Annotated in this window: 15 protein-coding genes; 1 reads left to right on the forward strand and 14 read right to left on the reverse strand. The window is 46.1% G+C overall.

The window, feature by feature from the left end; translation table 11 throughout:
• Positions 1 to 26: 26 nt before the first annotated feature.
• The 8 genes from A3841_RS09505 to A3841_RS09545 form a co-directional block, all read right to left on the reverse strand.
• Positions 27 to 836, reverse strand: a complete 810-nt coding sequence (locus tag A3841_RS09505) for a hypothetical protein (RefSeq protein ID WP_073852090.1) — start codon at positions 834 to 836, stop codon at positions 27 to 29.
• Positions 837 to 920: 84 nt separating this feature from the next.
• Positions 921 to 2,120: a PDDEXK-like family protein gene (locus tag A3841_RS09510; protein ID WP_073852091.1), complete on the reverse strand. Its 1,200-nt coding sequence runs from the start codon at positions 2,118 to 2,120 to the stop codon at positions 921 to 923.
• 25 nt (positions 2,121 to 2,145) lie between these two features.
• Complete coding sequence (locus A3841_RS09515) at positions 2,146 to 2,763, reverse strand: hypothetical protein (protein WP_073852092.1); 618 nt, start codon at positions 2,761 to 2,763, stop codon at positions 2,146 to 2,148.
• A gap of 143 nt (positions 2,764 to 2,906) precedes the next feature.
• The gene (locus A3841_RS09520) at positions 2,907 to 3,365 is read right to left on the reverse strand and encodes a PDDEXK-like family protein (protein ID WP_073852093.1); all 459 of its coding nucleotides are present in this window, start codon (positions 3,363 to 3,365) and stop codon (positions 2,907 to 2,909) included.
• On the reverse strand, positions 3,346 to 6,075 hold the full coding sequence (locus A3841_RS09525; protein ID WP_073852094.1) for a phospholipase D-like domain-containing protein: 2,730 nt from the start codon (positions 6,073 to 6,075) through the stop codon (positions 3,346 to 3,348). The genes A3841_RS09520 and A3841_RS09525 overlap by 20 nt, the downstream gene beginning before the upstream one ends.
• Positions 6,076 to 6,260: 185 nt before the next feature.
• Positions 6,261 to 7,862, reverse strand: coding sequence for a hypothetical protein (locus A3841_RS09535; protein ID WP_073852096.1), 1,602 nt, complete (start codon positions 7,860 to 7,862; stop codon positions 6,261 to 6,263).
• Between the two features lie 120 nt (positions 7,863 to 7,982).
• Positions 7,983 to 8,543, reverse strand: a complete 561-nt coding sequence (locus A3841_RS09540) for a hypothetical protein (RefSeq protein WP_073852097.1) — start codon at positions 8,541 to 8,543, stop codon at positions 7,983 to 7,985.
• A 2-nt stretch (positions 8,544 to 8,545) separates the two neighbouring features.
• A complete protein-coding gene (locus tag A3841_RS09545; protein ID WP_073852098.1) occupies positions 8,546 to 9,478 on the reverse strand; it encodes a metallophosphoesterase in 933 nt (310 codons plus the stop codon).
• A gap of 312 nt (positions 9,479 to 9,790) precedes the next feature.
• On the opposite strand from A3841_RS09545, the gene A3841_RS09550 reads away from it, so the two are divergent.
• Positions 9,791 to 10,204 (forward strand): helix-turn-helix domain-containing protein, encoded by a 414-nt coding sequence (locus tag A3841_RS09550; protein WP_073852099.1) that lies wholly within the window; start codon positions 9,791 to 9,793, stop codon positions 10,202 to 10,204.
• 49 nt (positions 10,205 to 10,253) lie between these two features.
• Here the strand turns inward: A3841_RS09550 and A3841_RS09555 are convergent, their stop codons facing one another.
• The 6 genes from A3841_RS09555 to A3841_RS09580 all read right to left on the reverse strand — a co-directional run bounded on the left by A3841_RS09555 (position 10,254) and on the right by A3841_RS09580 (position 14,840).
• Complete coding sequence (locus A3841_RS09555) at positions 10,254 to 10,793, reverse strand: hypothetical protein (protein ID WP_073852100.1); 540 nt, start codon at positions 10,791 to 10,793, stop codon at positions 10,254 to 10,256.
• Complete coding sequence (locus A3841_RS09560) at positions 10,790 to 11,740, reverse strand: relaxase/mobilization nuclease domain-containing protein (RefSeq protein ID WP_073852101.1); 951 nt, start codon at positions 11,738 to 11,740, stop codon at positions 10,790 to 10,792. Before A3841_RS09560 ends, A3841_RS09555 begins: the two co-directional genes overlap by 4 nt.
• The gene (locus A3841_RS09565) at positions 11,706 to 12,107 is read right to left on the reverse strand and encodes a plasmid mobilization protein (RefSeq protein WP_073852102.1); all 402 of its coding nucleotides are present in this window, start codon (positions 12,105 to 12,107) and stop codon (positions 11,706 to 11,708) included. The genes A3841_RS09560 and A3841_RS09565 overlap by 35 nt, the downstream gene beginning before the upstream one ends.
• 145 nt (positions 12,108 to 12,252) lie before the next feature.
• Complete coding sequence (locus A3841_RS09570) at positions 12,253 to 13,185, reverse strand: toprim domain-containing protein (protein ID WP_073852103.1); 933 nt, start codon at positions 13,183 to 13,185, stop codon at positions 12,253 to 12,255.
• Positions 13,186 to 13,446: 261 nt separating this feature from the next.
• Positions 13,447 to 13,782, reverse strand: coding sequence for a helix-turn-helix domain-containing protein (locus A3841_RS09575; protein ID WP_073852104.1), 336 nt, complete (start codon positions 13,780 to 13,782; stop codon positions 13,447 to 13,449).
• Between the two features lie 89 nt (positions 13,783 to 13,871).
• The gene (locus tag A3841_RS09580) at positions 13,872 to 14,840 is read right to left on the reverse strand and encodes a hypothetical protein (protein WP_073852105.1); all 969 of its coding nucleotides are present in this window, start codon (positions 14,838 to 14,840) and stop codon (positions 13,872 to 13,874) included.
• Between the last annotated feature and the right edge of the window lie 94 nt (positions 14,841 to 14,934).

Here is a 14,934-nt window from a genome sequence, read left to right on the forward strand (position 1 = left end):
TGACTGCGTCTTTGCGAAGCATTTAGTTAATCTTGCTGATGTTTAAGTCTGAACAATAGGTCATCAACCCGCTCCAGCCGTGATTGTAACTTATCAATTGGCTGATCTTCGCTGATCAGACTTCGAGTAGGGTGAGCGACGCGATTCCTTAGTTCATTGATAGAATAGAGCGATTTCCAGTCTTTACTACCATAGCCTAGCTTTTCGGAGAGCCCATATTTGGTTATGATTTCAAAGAAGTTTCTTAGATAAAGATGTTCTGTGATGTTATCTTCTAAATCCTGTTCCTTAAGCTCTTTGTAAACATCTAGTATATCTTGGAATTGCTCGTTTTCAACAGCTTTTTGCTTAATATATTCTAAAATTTGCCCTTCGGGAATTTCTTTCAAAATATATTCACCCAACGCTCTTTCTAACTCACATATCAAGCTGAAAATGTAAATCTGTGCACTACGGGAGTTTAGATTGCTGAGTGATACTAATCCTGATACTTTACCATTAAGAGTTAAGAAGAAGAAGGTTCTTTTGGTGAAGCTAAACTTAAAAATCAGTTCTTTTATACTTATATCAAGAGGAATGGTATCTGCATACTCAATTTTCTTCCGTGTCACAGTACTGTAATCATTATATGAAACTGTTCGGAAGTATTCATATGTATTTTCATCAGATGCAACTATTGGGAGAACATTAAATTTGTTTTCCTGCATCCGTTGTTGGTACTCGTTTTTATCAATGTCTACTTCTTCTACTGCTATCCACTTATATTTGCTAACACCTACTGTTGCAGCAGTAAAGTTTGGACTTATTGCGTCATGATAGTAAAGTTCTTCAATCATTGTTGATGACCTATTGATAGGTGTTATTAAGTTAATCTACTATAAAACAGAAAGGCACCGGTTTTGGTGAGTTTCTCAAGTAGGTTATATTGGGTTATCTCTTAAAAAGGATTTAACATCACAAGCTTCAATGTATTCCTTTATCTCGCCCCAAAGCTTTTCAACATAGCTATGCCTAAATTCAGGCTGTATTAGTTTCAAGGTACTTTGATTATTAAACTGCTTAAAGTTAATGGGTTCAGAAAACATCTTTTTACCGAGCCATCGCTGCTCTTGCTGCGTATCGTTTGACCCACTCATACTTCGAGCAAGTGTAGCATATTTAGTAGTACCACTACTATTTCGATCTTCCCCGTTGCCTAGGACAGTAATGCCGTAGTACAAGTCGCTGATACCTCTCTGTATGAAAAGGCAAATTAGATCATTATCGTAGTCTGCCAGTTTAACCATAATGCCATACCAGGGATTGCCTTTCTTTTTCTTCTTCACAACGTCTTTAACCTTTTCCCAAGTTACCTTACGAGGTTCAAGTATAGAACCAGGCATATCTTGCTCTATCCTTTGGCACAGTTCATCCCAGAAATTCCATTCTGTTTTGATCTTAACTTTGTTCCAGCTTTCAACAATCTTAGCTGCGTTTAGAATATGATCTTCTTGCTTCAGAAGCTCTATCACTTCATCAGTTTCTTTGTCGTTCATGGTAGTGCCGGTAAGTTTGCGGATAATGTTTTCGTATTGCTGTAGCGTTTCGTGTAGGTAAGGCAAATGTGTAACTTCCTGTTTACATTTCTCAATCCAATTTAGAATATCTTCTTTATAGGAAATTGTCTTGATAGCTTCCTCACTTAATGCTCCGCGTGTATAGGCATTAGGTGTTCTACCATCTACGGTCAGATAAACAAGCAGGGGAGTAGCACCTTCAGTTATCATAGTATTGTGATACCTTTCTAACTGCCTTTCCTGGTCTGGCGCCCAGATTTTATTTTCAACTACAATAGCATTGCTGCCCGACTTAATAAGTATGTCTATTTTCCGGTACTCCCTCTTGATCTTCGGAGCTGGATAGTTAATTGTCTCACCCTCGCACAAGTGGATAAATTTATCCAGAAACAGGCGACCCTGCCCATGGGAACCATCAGGTTTAAGTAGCTCAGCTATAAATCTTGAATGCAGATGTACTTCGTCTGTGTGGTTTCTGAGTAAGCTGAAAAGATTGATTCCTTTTTCTGCTGGCGTGGTGTATCTAAGGCTGATATCTTCAACCTTCTGTAAAAGTGTTTTCAAAGCTACACTTGTTAACTTGTTAAATTTAAATTGCTGGCTCGCCTACAGGTAGTTCAAAGCTTTCAAGTTCACAGACCTTTATGTAGTCTTTAATCTCCGCCCACAGCTTACTAGTATATTTGTCTCTGTACTCTGGGTTTACAAGCTTAAGCGTATTCTGTTCACCGAAGAATTCAAAATTAACAGGCTCTTTAAACCAGTTTCCTGCAATCCACTCTGGCTCTCGGTTCCAGTTACTTACTTCTTCTAATCTTGCAGCAAATTCATTGTAAACAGGGCTGTTGGATGCTATTCTGCTGTTGTGTTCATCAAGGATGGTTAAGCCGTAGTACATGTTGTCATCACCTCTTTCAATATATAAGCATATATTATGGGTATTTAATTTCTTGACCGAGAACATTAGGCCGTATTGAAGATTTCTTTTTCTACTTCTATGGATAGCTACATCTAAGTGATCGCCAGAAAATTTATGAATTGGTAAAACTGTGTATTCTCCTTCAATTATCTTTTCTAGTTCATTCCAGAAATTCCACTCGGTGTACCATCTTATATGTACCCAGTTGTCTACAATTTTCTTAGCGTGTAGAGCATTCTCATTTTTGCCTAATAGCGCTATTAGTTCTTGTATTTCATCACCGCTCATAGAACTTCCAGTTAGTTCTTCAATTAAGTTTTTGTATTGGATGATTGTTTCCCTTAGAGATGGGTTAAGAGCTGCTTCTTTTATGCAGTGTCCTAGCCAATTTCTTATATCTGTACCATATGATAGCGTCAGCAGCAGATTGTTTAGATTGTCATTGATTTATCTCCCAAACTATTTCCGCTGGGCTCTTTGCCATCTAATGAAAGGTAGATGATACGAATATTTTCGGCTCCCTCTTTTACAACGGTATTGTAATACCTGTGTAACTGCCTATCCTGGTCGCCAGCCCATATTTTATTTTCCAGGATGATAGTAAGCTCCTTGCTGCGGATCAGGATGTCAATTTTCCTGTACTCTTTGTATACTTCAGGCTGGTTGAATTTTGTCGGTTCTACACCACATAGCGTGAGAAAGTGATCCAGAAATTTTCTCCCCAGTTTATGAGAGCCTTCAGGATCCAGTAGCTCAGCAATAAAATTAGAGTGCAGGTTTACCTCGTCATGCTTATTAAGTAGCAGACTAAAAATGTTAAAGTCGTTTTGCTCTCGCAGCTTTTCATATTTATAGTCTATAATGCTGATTTTATCTAATAGTGTCTGCAATGGTTTCTTGTTCTAAAGGTGTCTTAATGTTTTGCTGCTCGTAAGTGACTAGTTTAGTTTGAGGATAGAAAACCTTTATTAGTAGCTCCCCCATTACATCATCCCACAACAGCCCTGGTTTTTTCAATACAATGAAATCTTTACCTGCCTGTCTCAAAGCAGCGAAGCCTAAGCTGCTACTATAAACCAATGAACCTAGTCGAATAGTAGAAGTTTCCCTTATCAATTGCTGCCTGTTTTCCTCAAACCTTTGGCGCCAAAGGTTATAACTCGAGAGAATCTCATGTTTAAAGTAATTCAGGTTCTGATGAAACTGAGTTCCTTTATGTGCTGCTCTCTCATAAAATGAATGCAAACTACTTATGACAGTTTTAGCTTCATCACTCTGCAAGCCCATAGGACATACAAAGTTCAAAAGGTCCAGTAGTAGTATATCTCGGTAAACCTCTTCGTCTTCCTTCCAGCTTACATTTAGGATCAGAAAAGTAGCAGTTTCAAAGATGTCCATCCGGTATGACGATACTTTGTCATCATAAACTTCATACCCGTAGTGCTGATACCCTGTATTTGCACATATTAAGAAGCTACCCAATACTTCGATCAAATCTGCTTTTAATCCGGAACCATGTGTTGTGTAAGAATAACCTTCTAGAATGTAGGGTATTTTGTGTGGAATTGGAGAGTACTCTTCCTGCTGTATTAAGAGAATCTTGTCTAAAGCCTGCAGGTCTGATTTTAAATTTGAAAACAAAGCAAAGTCAACTTCATAGTAAACTATATTAAAATTAGTAGGGTCGGCTTTCTTCAATCTTATCAGCTTATACTTTTTCTCTATGTCTGCAATCTGATCACCGAACTTTTTATTTGACAGCACACCAAATTCTGTTTTGTATATGGTAAAGGCCTTACCATGAAATATATAGAGAAGATCTAACATGATAGACATGTTAGACAGAACCTTTAACTTAATAAGCCTTTTAGGTGTATCTACTAATGTTTTCTTTTCGAATAAAGAGCTTAACTCCTGACTAAAGAAGCTGTAAAGATTTGTAACATGTTTGTTGATAGCTCTTTGTTCTTTTCCTCCTCTAACCCTGATTTTTGGTGATTCTACAACCTCTTTTCCATGTCCGGACTGTAAATCAAGGTCTTCACTGGCAAGAGCTTCTTCCTCGTTTTCCTGTATTTCATTTTGCTGAGAGGCTAGTCCTTTAGAGACAAGTTTTAAAATGTCAGCAATTTGGATGTTCGGATTACTCATTAGTTCAATTTCTAAAGATTGAACGGATGATAACTGATTAAACTGCTCTTCTGAAAGAACTCCATATTGTTTGGGAACCTGGAAACTAGATCCTTTTTTAGGTAATCTTCCCCCTGATATATCAGTGTCATCAGCTAGTTCATCATCTACCCAATTATAGTCAGCATGCTTCAGAAGCTCTATGTAAAGATCATTGTCAGGATCACTTGATAGACCTTCGATAATTTGACTCAGTTCAGCCTGGTTAGGGTCTGGGTTGCATTTAGCCTGATAAGCTACATTATGAATGAGGGCAAAATTAGATACGCGTTTATTATCATAGAACAGACACAATCTAAATGCATCATCAGGTAGTAGGAGATTAACCGTCGCTTCTCTCGCCCCAGCTTCTATAGTATGCTTTTCGATTACTGTATTATGTACATCAAGCACTTGCAGTTCCAGTACCTCTGAGGTTGACCGCTGAAGATGAATCGTCAGTTTAGAACCATTTCTTTCTGAATATATAATTCTGTATTTCCATTTCGCTGCCGCAATACTGTCCCCTCTGTTAGCTGCTAGTCTGGCATATATGCTAATGTTTAGTGGTGTGGCTTTTAATGTGCTTATACCGAGTTCTGCAAGCAGGTTACTCCCTTTCTTCTGTCTTTTCAGTAGTAAGGCAGCTTCGCCATTTTTAGCTGATGAAGTTGGGCCGCCAAAGGCTTGGATGGTGGCATTAGGGCTGCCCAACAACAAGTACTCCTCGTTATCATAATCGAAGTGGAACATCTTAGCATGCAGCCTGTTAAATCTTTTGTCAAAGTTCTCCAAGCAATCCTTCCAGTCGTAGAACATGATCTCTTCCAACAGTTCAGTACTGGCCTTATTAGGTAGGAGTCCGAATTGACTGTCACTGATACATAGTATATTATCAATAGAGTAATCACTTCTGAACTGATTCAGCAGTTTAGCCTTGTCATCAAAATAAGGAGAAATTACTGTTAGCCGCTTTATCCTTTGCTGTGGCAAATAGTCTTTCAGAATTTTGTAGATAGAGCCGCCAAGTTTATTGGCTAAAAACTTTACTTCCTGCTCGTTATTGATTTTGGTAAAAGATGTGGGAGTCGGATTGTCGAGCTCATTTATCCAGGCAGCATACTGGTTAATCCAGCTTATTTTTTGCTTGTTAAACCCTTTAGCCTGTTGTAAGTATGGCTGAAAGTAATGCCATACATCCGCAAAAATCGGAGCATTTAAACTCTCCAAGGAGTTTAAGTGAAAGGCTGCCCAGACCTCATCATTCGTGCTTAATCCTGAGGAAGTCAAATTCCCTGAACCGATGATGAGGAGTCCGTGCTTTACCCCTGTTAACAGCATGATCTTCGGGTGAAAGACTCCTGTTTCGTAAATAGGTGTGAGGCTATAAGTTTTATGTGTCTTAAACTCATCACCTATTACATTTTCCAATGTCTACTCTAAGTGTTTCCCATCAAGAAAAACGTTGATGTTCTTGATGTTTGAAAGGCGAAGTGTGGGAATGACACGCTCTTCAAAGAAGGTGAAATCAAATGTGTAGCAAGTGATTATACACGAAGAGTACTTGTGCTTGTTCTTGCCAATCAGGTCTAAAACATTCTGTCTATCTATAACCATCAGTTGTTTTCAATTAGAACTAGCTCACCAAATTCTGTTAATTGCCGATTGGCATCTAAAAGGTGTAAGTCCTGAAGGAAAGCTATAAGATTCCCTACTCTGGGCCCTGTAAAACCCGGACCAAAATTTCCGATCTTTCGAATATAATTCTCTTCTATAATAAACTTCTGGGTAGACTGAGATCCATTGCCCATTTTGTGATAAGCTACCTTTTGGTGTCTCTGTATAATCCTTTTAAGGAGGAAATCCTCCACAAAGCTTTTTATAGAAGAGTTTTTATACCAGTCATACTCTCGATAAAAAGACAATACATCATTTCCTCCACCTATATCTCTTTTCTTAGTATAATCCCAAAGCCATACTAGGTTTTCCTTATTCTTGTCATACATCTTCCAGATTAGGAGAAAGCCTGAAATCACTCTTTCAATGCCTTGGGTGGCTTCAATTTCAGAATACAACTTTCTTTCAGGTAAAAATGCAGACGTGTTAATAGATGATATGGTGGCTGAAGTGGCTTCCTGCATATCTTTATTAACTAAAATCTCGATAATAGTATCTGAAGCTTGCTGAATTAACTCATGCACCGGCTTCCAACCTGGACCAGCTAATTCATCAAGAAAATCAAGAAGACCATTAAAGATGGCTGTGCAGGCGAACTGCCAGTACTCATTGAATTGGTAATAATACCATCCGCTTAAAGAGGCATCAGTTGTGTTCTCATGTCGCCCTTTTACCTCGTAGGCGTGCATAGTAAATAAACGGGCTCCTACTGTGTTTTCGAGTTCATTAGCTAAGCGCAGCACATGGAGCAATGTTTCTTTACGCATGCTCTCAGGGTGTTCCTTTACTGTTAATGGTTCATCAACATCCAGGAGTAACAGTAAAAGGAGCCGTGCTTCCTCTGTATCTGGCCTGATCTGTGCCATGTTGAAGTCTGGCGTTAGATCAATTAGCTGATCATGATCAATTGTTCCCTTTTCTAAGCAGTTAAAGAATAGCTGCTTATTGGGGCCTGATATGTTTTTATCGAAAGCAGCTGCAATTTCCTCACCACTCACTTTTTGATTCTCCCGCTTTGCAGTTCTTCTATAAATACCCATTGGCTGCCCTTTGTCATTTATAGGTTCCTCAATCAAACCAATTTGACGTAATGAGCCTATATAATACTGACCGAAGACACCCGAACCATATTGCCAGTAAGTGCCTACCGTAGAGCCATCAGCATTGTAAGTGCCTGCATTCAGATTAAACTCAGCTAAGTTTTCATTTAATCTGTGAGTGGCGTATAGGCTTCCGGATATACCAAGAATTCCGGACTTAGCTGCAATCAGGGCAATGATGTATTCAGCCTTACGAATAAAAGTTTTCTGCTCCTTAGGGTCGGAGCTCTTAATTCGCTTTGCGTACTCAGCCAGAAGCCAACAATAGAAGCTGTAGTTTCTAATCCGACCGGTAACATTGTTAAGACCAGGGAGGAGGTATGAATAAGCTTGAGCAGAAGGGTTTTGTAATCCTAAAGGGTCTAAGCCTGTTACAAAGCTCATCTTATCACCAAAAAACGGAAGCCGGGCCTCATTTTTGTCAATTACTTTAGTTGCCATATTCCTCTATGTCTGTGCTTATTTCGATACTATTACAAGTTTTCTCTACCTTCTTAAGTAGCATCAACAAGCTTGCTCAATTCAACAATTGTTTTAGTACTTTCTGAAAGTATGTAAAAACTATACTCTAAGCTGTTGCCTAAAGGCAGTGATAAGGTCCGACGCCTGCAACCAGTCACCGTATAGAAAGGTCTCTGCCGTTTCGTCTGGCACTAGGTCCACCATGCGTGCCCCGTACCTAGCCTTTAGAATGCGCCCGATCTCTAAGAAGCGCCCGTAGCCTTCCCAGACCATCGGCTCGCGCCATATCTCCTGTTCCTGGTGCTCTATGATGCTGTAGTCTTCGCCTTTGATGGAGACGGACCGGAAGGTGAAGCTGATGGTGCTGCCTTCAATGTCCGGCAGCTCGTCAGGGTTCTTCAGGCTCATGCGTCTGAATTTCTCCCTGAAGTTTATCTCCCGTAGCGCCGCCTGCCTGTCTGCCTCGCTTCCCCTGTTCAGTGTCTCCTGGTAAGTTGGAAAGCTGATAATGGCCAGCATTTTGAAACAATTGGGGCACTCCAGGTCCATGACCGTGCCGCCGGCGTTCTGGCAGGTGTCTTTGCCCTCTCCTTTCCAGCCGCAGGCAGGGCAGGAGAGGGGGGAGCTTTTGTAGTCAGCGAAGTTAATACGTAGGGCCATACCTATACACTCTCAGGTATTGCGTGGTACATGTTAGAGGCACATAGGCTTTGCTCTCCATTCCAGTGGTAGGCGACCAGTCTGCCCGCTTTAGCCACGCTGTAGTCCACGCAGCACACATTTGCCGCGTACACGCTCAGTTCCTTGTCGCCCTGCAGCCAATAGTGGCCGAAGAACACCGGCTTCTCACTTTCAGCGTAAGGCCTGCTGTGTGCGGTCAGGGATGGCGGAATGGGGGCATCGGTAAGGGAGTCGTAGGCCTCCACGCTGTACTGCCGGTAGGTGACGTTTTCGGGGCTGAGCCACCACTTGATCCGCAGATCGGACCTGCGGTGCCCGTCCTTGTCGTGGAAGAACAATCCCTCGGGCATCTGCAGCTCCTTTCCCTTGAGCGTCACCTCCAAAGCTTCATAGAGCCTACTGTTCTGCATGTACTGTTTCTGCAGCAGCTGATCTGTCAGGCGACCCTCCGGGAGTGTGTCGCGTAGGTACTGTATGTGCGCCTCGTCCAAACAGGCGTGTACCACCCGCAGTTTTTCCTCTTCATAAAAGAGGGGGAGTGACTTAAACCATTCGATATAGGCGCGATATTCGTCTTCCTTTCCCTCAAACTGCTCCAACGTGCGTGCATGCTGCTGCGTGTTCTTCTCTGTACGCTCGCGCAGATAGCTCCCGTCGGCTCCCTTTGTGTTGTAGAGGATGGCGTTGAACTCGTGGTTGCCCATCAGCGCGATCGCTGTGTTGTTGTCTGCCATGACTTTCACTATCTCCAGCGTCTCCCTGATACTGGGGCCCCGGTCGATGTAGTCGCCCACAAAGATGGCTTTCCTCTTTGGGTGGCTGTAGTAGCCTTTGCTGTTCTCATAGCCTAGCTGTTGCAACAGTTGCTTAATGGCGTCGGCGTGGCCGTGAATGTCTCCGATGATGTCGTACATGGGGGCTCTTAAATTCGTTTGTTTTCTTAATCACAGTCCAAAAAGTCGGGGATGGCTAAGCTTACTATAGCGATCATTAGTGCTAATATATAGAAATATATTCATATATTAAGGTGTAGGGGTATTCATGTCGTTAAACTTTGTTTTACCAACGCAAGCTATATGGCCTGTTTTATACACATAGTAGCTCCCCTTATTAGTGGCGTAGCTAAAAATTAAGTTTAATTTTGTGGCTCGTATTAAACACGAACAAGATTGTTTATTACATTAGAAAGCTATTGCTAAACTGCTCATTTTTTAGTATATTAATGTATGGAAACAGCAGAAAGAAAACGACCGATCCATCTGGGTGACCACGTGAGAAGAATGCGGACCGCTTTGGGAGTGAAGCAATCCGCTTTAGCCAGTGAACTGGGCATGACCCAGCAGAACATCTCCCGCATTGAGCAGGAGGAGGAGGTGGATGATGCGATGCTGAATAAAATTGCTGGCGCACTTGGAGTAACTGCAGAAGCAATCAAAAACTTTAGGGAGGATGGAGATATGTTTCATATTGAGCATATGCATGATCATGCTTCTGCTGGTAAAGGCAATTTTAACCAATGCACCTTTAACCCCCTAGACAAACTCATTGAGGTTATGGATGAAAACAAGAAACTCTACGAGCGCCTGCTGGCCAGCGAGCGGGAGAAGTTGGAAATCCTAAAACAGCAACAGAAGGCGTAACTGTCCGGGAGAACCTTGAATGAATCAGGTGACTCTTCTACAGGTGGCCTTACTTTTGTTTGTTGCCCTCCGTACCCACCAACAGCTCTACGTACTTTTCAGCCCCTTCGGGATCACTGCGATATGTGGAGTCCGCCCAAAGTGCCACCTCAGGATAGGCCTGCTTAAGCATCTCATACTTGATGCTGTTTTCCTGCAGCCTGCTGTTCTCCTGATGCAGGCTAAAACACAGCCCGACAGAGACAGCGGTTGCAAGTAAAAGCATAAACCCACCAATGATAAAGCTCCTCGACTTGTCCTCGAAATGGTGGTAGTGCCGGACAGGCAGCACCTTGGGCAGCTTGGTGTATGCTGTCCAAAAAGATTTTATCAAGGCGTAGAGCTGCAGCGAGTGCTTGCTAATGTCATGCTCCTTGAAGAGCGCCTTCAGATCTTCAAAGTGGGAGGTATAGTCAATAGATGACTGCAGGGGTATTGGCTTCGACGCCTGTGGAACCTCCCGTTCCTCCAGTTCTTTTAACCTTTTGGCGTGCAGACCCAACACACGCTCGGTGTCTGAGAGCCGCTCTTCCAGTTCTTCTGGTCTCATAGATGCCTCCTTTTTCTTTTCTTGCGTTTTGTCTTTTTGAATTGATAGTCATTTAGGTGATGTGACCCATCTCCCTGGGCTGTTGCAGTGGAGAGAAGGATGTCAACCAAGGCATGCAACGTGTTTCTCTCTCCTGACGGAGGAACAATAGCTGATTTCTGTGGGCGCACAATACTTTCTTGCTTTGGCTGAGGGACATGTGCCGTCTCCAAGCTCTGTTGCTTATTCTGCTCCAGCTGCCTGGTGATGTTGCCGTAGCTCAGGCTCCTGTCCACGGCTGAGCCCTTAAAGCTTAGCTCCCCCACATGGAAGCTCACGCCCTGGACCTGCTCCGTGCCCCGCCTGTACTTGTAGCTGATGCTGATGCCTTTAGCTTTCAGCAGGTGCTCCAGCTCATACCAGCTTTGAGCACTTCGCAGCGCCTCTTTCACGGCGTCGTGCAGCTCGTATTTGACTTTGTCGGCCCCCTTCAGCCGCTCGCGTTTCACCTGCCCCTTGTCCGGCGCCAGGTAATAGCCATGCTGTACGGTCATTTCCCGGCAGACTTTGGCGTTGCGCCTGTGCTGGAATTTGTCTGAAATAGTTTTCCCTTCATAATCCACCCGGTTGTAGATGATGTGCAGGTGCGGGTGCCTGCGGTCCTGGTGCTGCACGATAAGGTACTGCGTGTTTCGTATCTGCATCCGCTCCAGGTACTCCTTTGCCCGTTCCGCCATAATTGTAGGAGTAAGCTTAGCCATGTCCTGCGCGCTCCAGTTCAGGGCGATGTGGCCCACGGCCTTCTCCAGCTCGGGCCTTAGCCTGCGCTGCAAATTGAAGTCAGCCACCATGGCCGAAACGGTTTCAGTGCGAATACCTTCAGCTACCAGCACCTCAGCCCCGGGTTTTTGCACCACGTAGCGCGCACAGCCACTAAAGCTCTTGCCTACTATCACCTTTCCTATCATCTCTGCTTACTTGCTGAAGGATGTGATGGATGTCCTGCAGGAGCTGGCGGCATTTACCCTGCACCGAAAGCAGCCCCTCCCGGTGGGCCAGCCGGGTGATCTGGTTGAAGTTGTTAGCTAGCCCGGAGAGCATGCGCAGCAGGGTTGCCTCCTCGGGGCGCAGACGCGCCACGACCACCGCCTTCTTGGCCGCCGCCCGAAACCAGGCCGAGGCGCTCAGGCCCGCCTCCCGGGCCTTGCCCTCGATGAGGAGCCGCTCGGTCTCGGTCAGGCGCACGACCAGCACCTGCGTCCGCTTCACTCGCTTGGCGGGGCGGCCTCCTTTCTTTCTAGTGTGTTGCGGGACCTGTGCTTTTGTTGTTTCCATGCTGCATTTCTGTTGATGTGCTTGCTACATCCCCTGCTGCGACCACCGGGAGCAGCGGGGCAGGCCAAGGGGCCGGTGAGAGGTTTTTGTATGACAAAAACACAAACTTGCTCCCTACGCTTACAAGCCTCTCCCCATAGTCTTCTCACCGATGACCTAGGCCCAGGCGGAACTGTTTTGCCCGCCCCTTGCGGGCCACCAGGTATGCGTTCACGTCCTTGTGCTTGAGGTAGAAGGAGGAGAGGTCCCTGCTGTTCGGCTCCGAGCGCAGGAGCCGCTCCGTCGCGCGCCTTCCCGGCTGGTCCTGGTCGAGGAAGAGGAGTACTTTCTGGTGCTGGCCGAGCACCTCCAGGCTCTTGCCCAACTGAGACAGGGAGTTGAGAACAAGGAAGTTGGAGGTGTGCCTGAGGTGAGGGCGCAGTTCAAGGAGGGAGAGGAAGTCCATGAAGCCCTCCAGCAGGCAGACGGTACCTTTCCCCTTATCTATGAAGGTGATATCCTTGGGGGAAGAAGAACCCTTGAACCAGCTGTTGCGCAGCTCATAGCCGCCGGAGCGGTTGGCAAAGCCGACGGCCTCATACTGCCTCTCGCCGATGGTAAAGCTTACCTCCCGGCAATAGGGGCTTGCTGTCCCCATCGAGATACCTCGGTGCTGCAGGTAAGCCGACAGAGGACTCCCTGCCTCCATTGGCTTTGCCTCCAGCACCCGGATAGTAGTGAGAGAGTCGGTTTCTCTGACCGGACTTTTGCCGTGACCTAAACTTTTTTTGGCGCGAATGGGATGGAAAGTGCTCGAGGATGAAGAGAAAGAATTTGATGCAAGCAACTGAATGACCTCCCGGATAGAGGCCGTGCGGTGCAGGCGCATGGCCAGGTCGAAGACCTTGCCGCCCTCGCCCGTGCCGTGGTCGTACCAGCGGTTAAGCCGGGTGTTGACTTTAAAGGAGGGCGTACGCTCTGGGGCACGAATCGGGGAGATGTACCACCAGTCCAGGCCATTTTTCCTTGCGGGCTGAAATCCCTGTCTTGCCAGGAAGTCGGTGATGGCTAATTCATCGTTGATTTGCCGGATGTTCATCTTGTCTTCTTGTTTGCAAGCATGAAAACACATCATTCTAATAGCAGCCCCATCCGATCGGAAAGAACTGCTGAAAGAAGCTATGATGTGAGGCCGGAAACATCATACCCTGGAAGGGGTAGATCTTTAGGCCGGGGCCCTGACTCACCCGGTAACAAAGGCGCCAGGCCATGTGGCGCGGGCGGAGAACAGCCTGTCGCGGAGGCTGCCACTTCCACCCGCACGGAAGCATGTGTAGAGCCGAGTGTGGGAAAAGGCGTGTTAGGCTTTTCCTTTTCCGATGAGCAGGTGTTGCCCCGCCTCCTCCTGAATCTCGGAAACAGTTTTCTTTCGGCCTTTGCGCACCCACGCATCCAGCTCTGTTTTGTAGAAGTAGAGGCGCTTGCCCCGTTTGTTGAAAGGAACCTCCCGGTGGCAGACCTTCACGTAGAGGGTGGAAACGGAAAGGTGGAGGAAGGCAGCGGCCTGCGTGACGTTGAAGATGGTCTCTGTGTCCTGCGGGGGCTGGTGCTCGGTGAGCAGCAGTTCCAGGCGGTCCATTTTCTCGTGGAGCAGGCGCATGGCCTGGGGCAGTTGGTCGAACGTGTAATTATCCATGACAGTGTTTGTTTTGGTTTACACTGCAATGGTAAATGGATTGTTTACAGGGTTACAAGAAGGTAATCCCGTATCCTGCTCGTATCCTACTAAGAGTTATAGTTTTTCTGCGTACGGATCACCGGGATAACGGCGTAGGTACCGTCTGGTTGCTTCCGCACGTCCAGGATGGGCGACTGGCAGGGCTTAGCATTGGAGGAGATGATGGCGGCCAGGTAGCCCGCCGGCAGGGTTCTCTGTCGCTTGCGATACACGTAGGCGAAGTGCCTGGAGATCCAATCCTCGAGGTTAGATTTGAGGCAGCCCACGATGAGGTTGGCCTCGTAGAGCTGCTTGAAGGCGTCTGCCAGCTGATTGCCGTTCCCATGGAAAACGAGCGGGGCGGCAGGGGAGGCGTTTTCCCGCAAGAGGGGCAGTAACTGTTCCTGGTCCTGCGGGGAGAAATACCCTTTGAGGATGTGGAAGAACTCCTCCGCCATCCCTTCCACAAAGCGCGGGATGCTGTTAACCCGCTTGTTGGACAGGGGAGACGACGGGGTATTCCCTTGTGCCTGATCAGGAGGAACCAGACTGTTGATGCGCTGCCTCAGGGAGGCGAGCAACGACTCCCTGAGCCTCACCGAGTCACCTAAGTCATCGACAAACGTCTCCTCAATCAAGACGTGGGAGTGTACCGGGCTGAGGTTCTGGACGACAAAGAGCTTATCCAGGCCGACCATGAAAACATACCCCGAAGGGAAATCCTCCCAGCGGAAATCAGAGGAGTAGTTGTGGTAATTTACCCAAAAGGTATTGAAACGATCCTCCACCGTTTGGAGCAGGTCATCGGCCGAACGTAGCTGGGCGGTGTCAAGGGAAACGAGGTCGAGGGTAGCCAGGTCGGAGAGAAGCCTGAGCTCGCTCACGAAGATAGAGGGCGCATCATGGGGCGTCTCATGGCGGATGTCATAGGCTGCCACTTCCCTGATTTGAACAGGGGATCCTTGGCGCACCTTCCTTTGCGTGACACGGAGCTGAAAGGTCTGTAGGCGGGTCAGGAACTTCTTCAGGTGTTTCATGGCGCATCTGGCATCGTAGATTCACTCTCCGCCTGCACTTCCCAGGTCTGGAGGCCTCTGGTCCAGGCAAGCTTGAACCAGCCTCAGGCGGTGC

The sequence above is a fragment of the Pontibacter flavimaris genome (assembly GCF_001907195.1).
Lineage (GTDB): Bacteria > Bacteroidota > Bacteroidia > Cytophagales > Hymenobacteraceae > Pontibacter > Pontibacter flavimaris.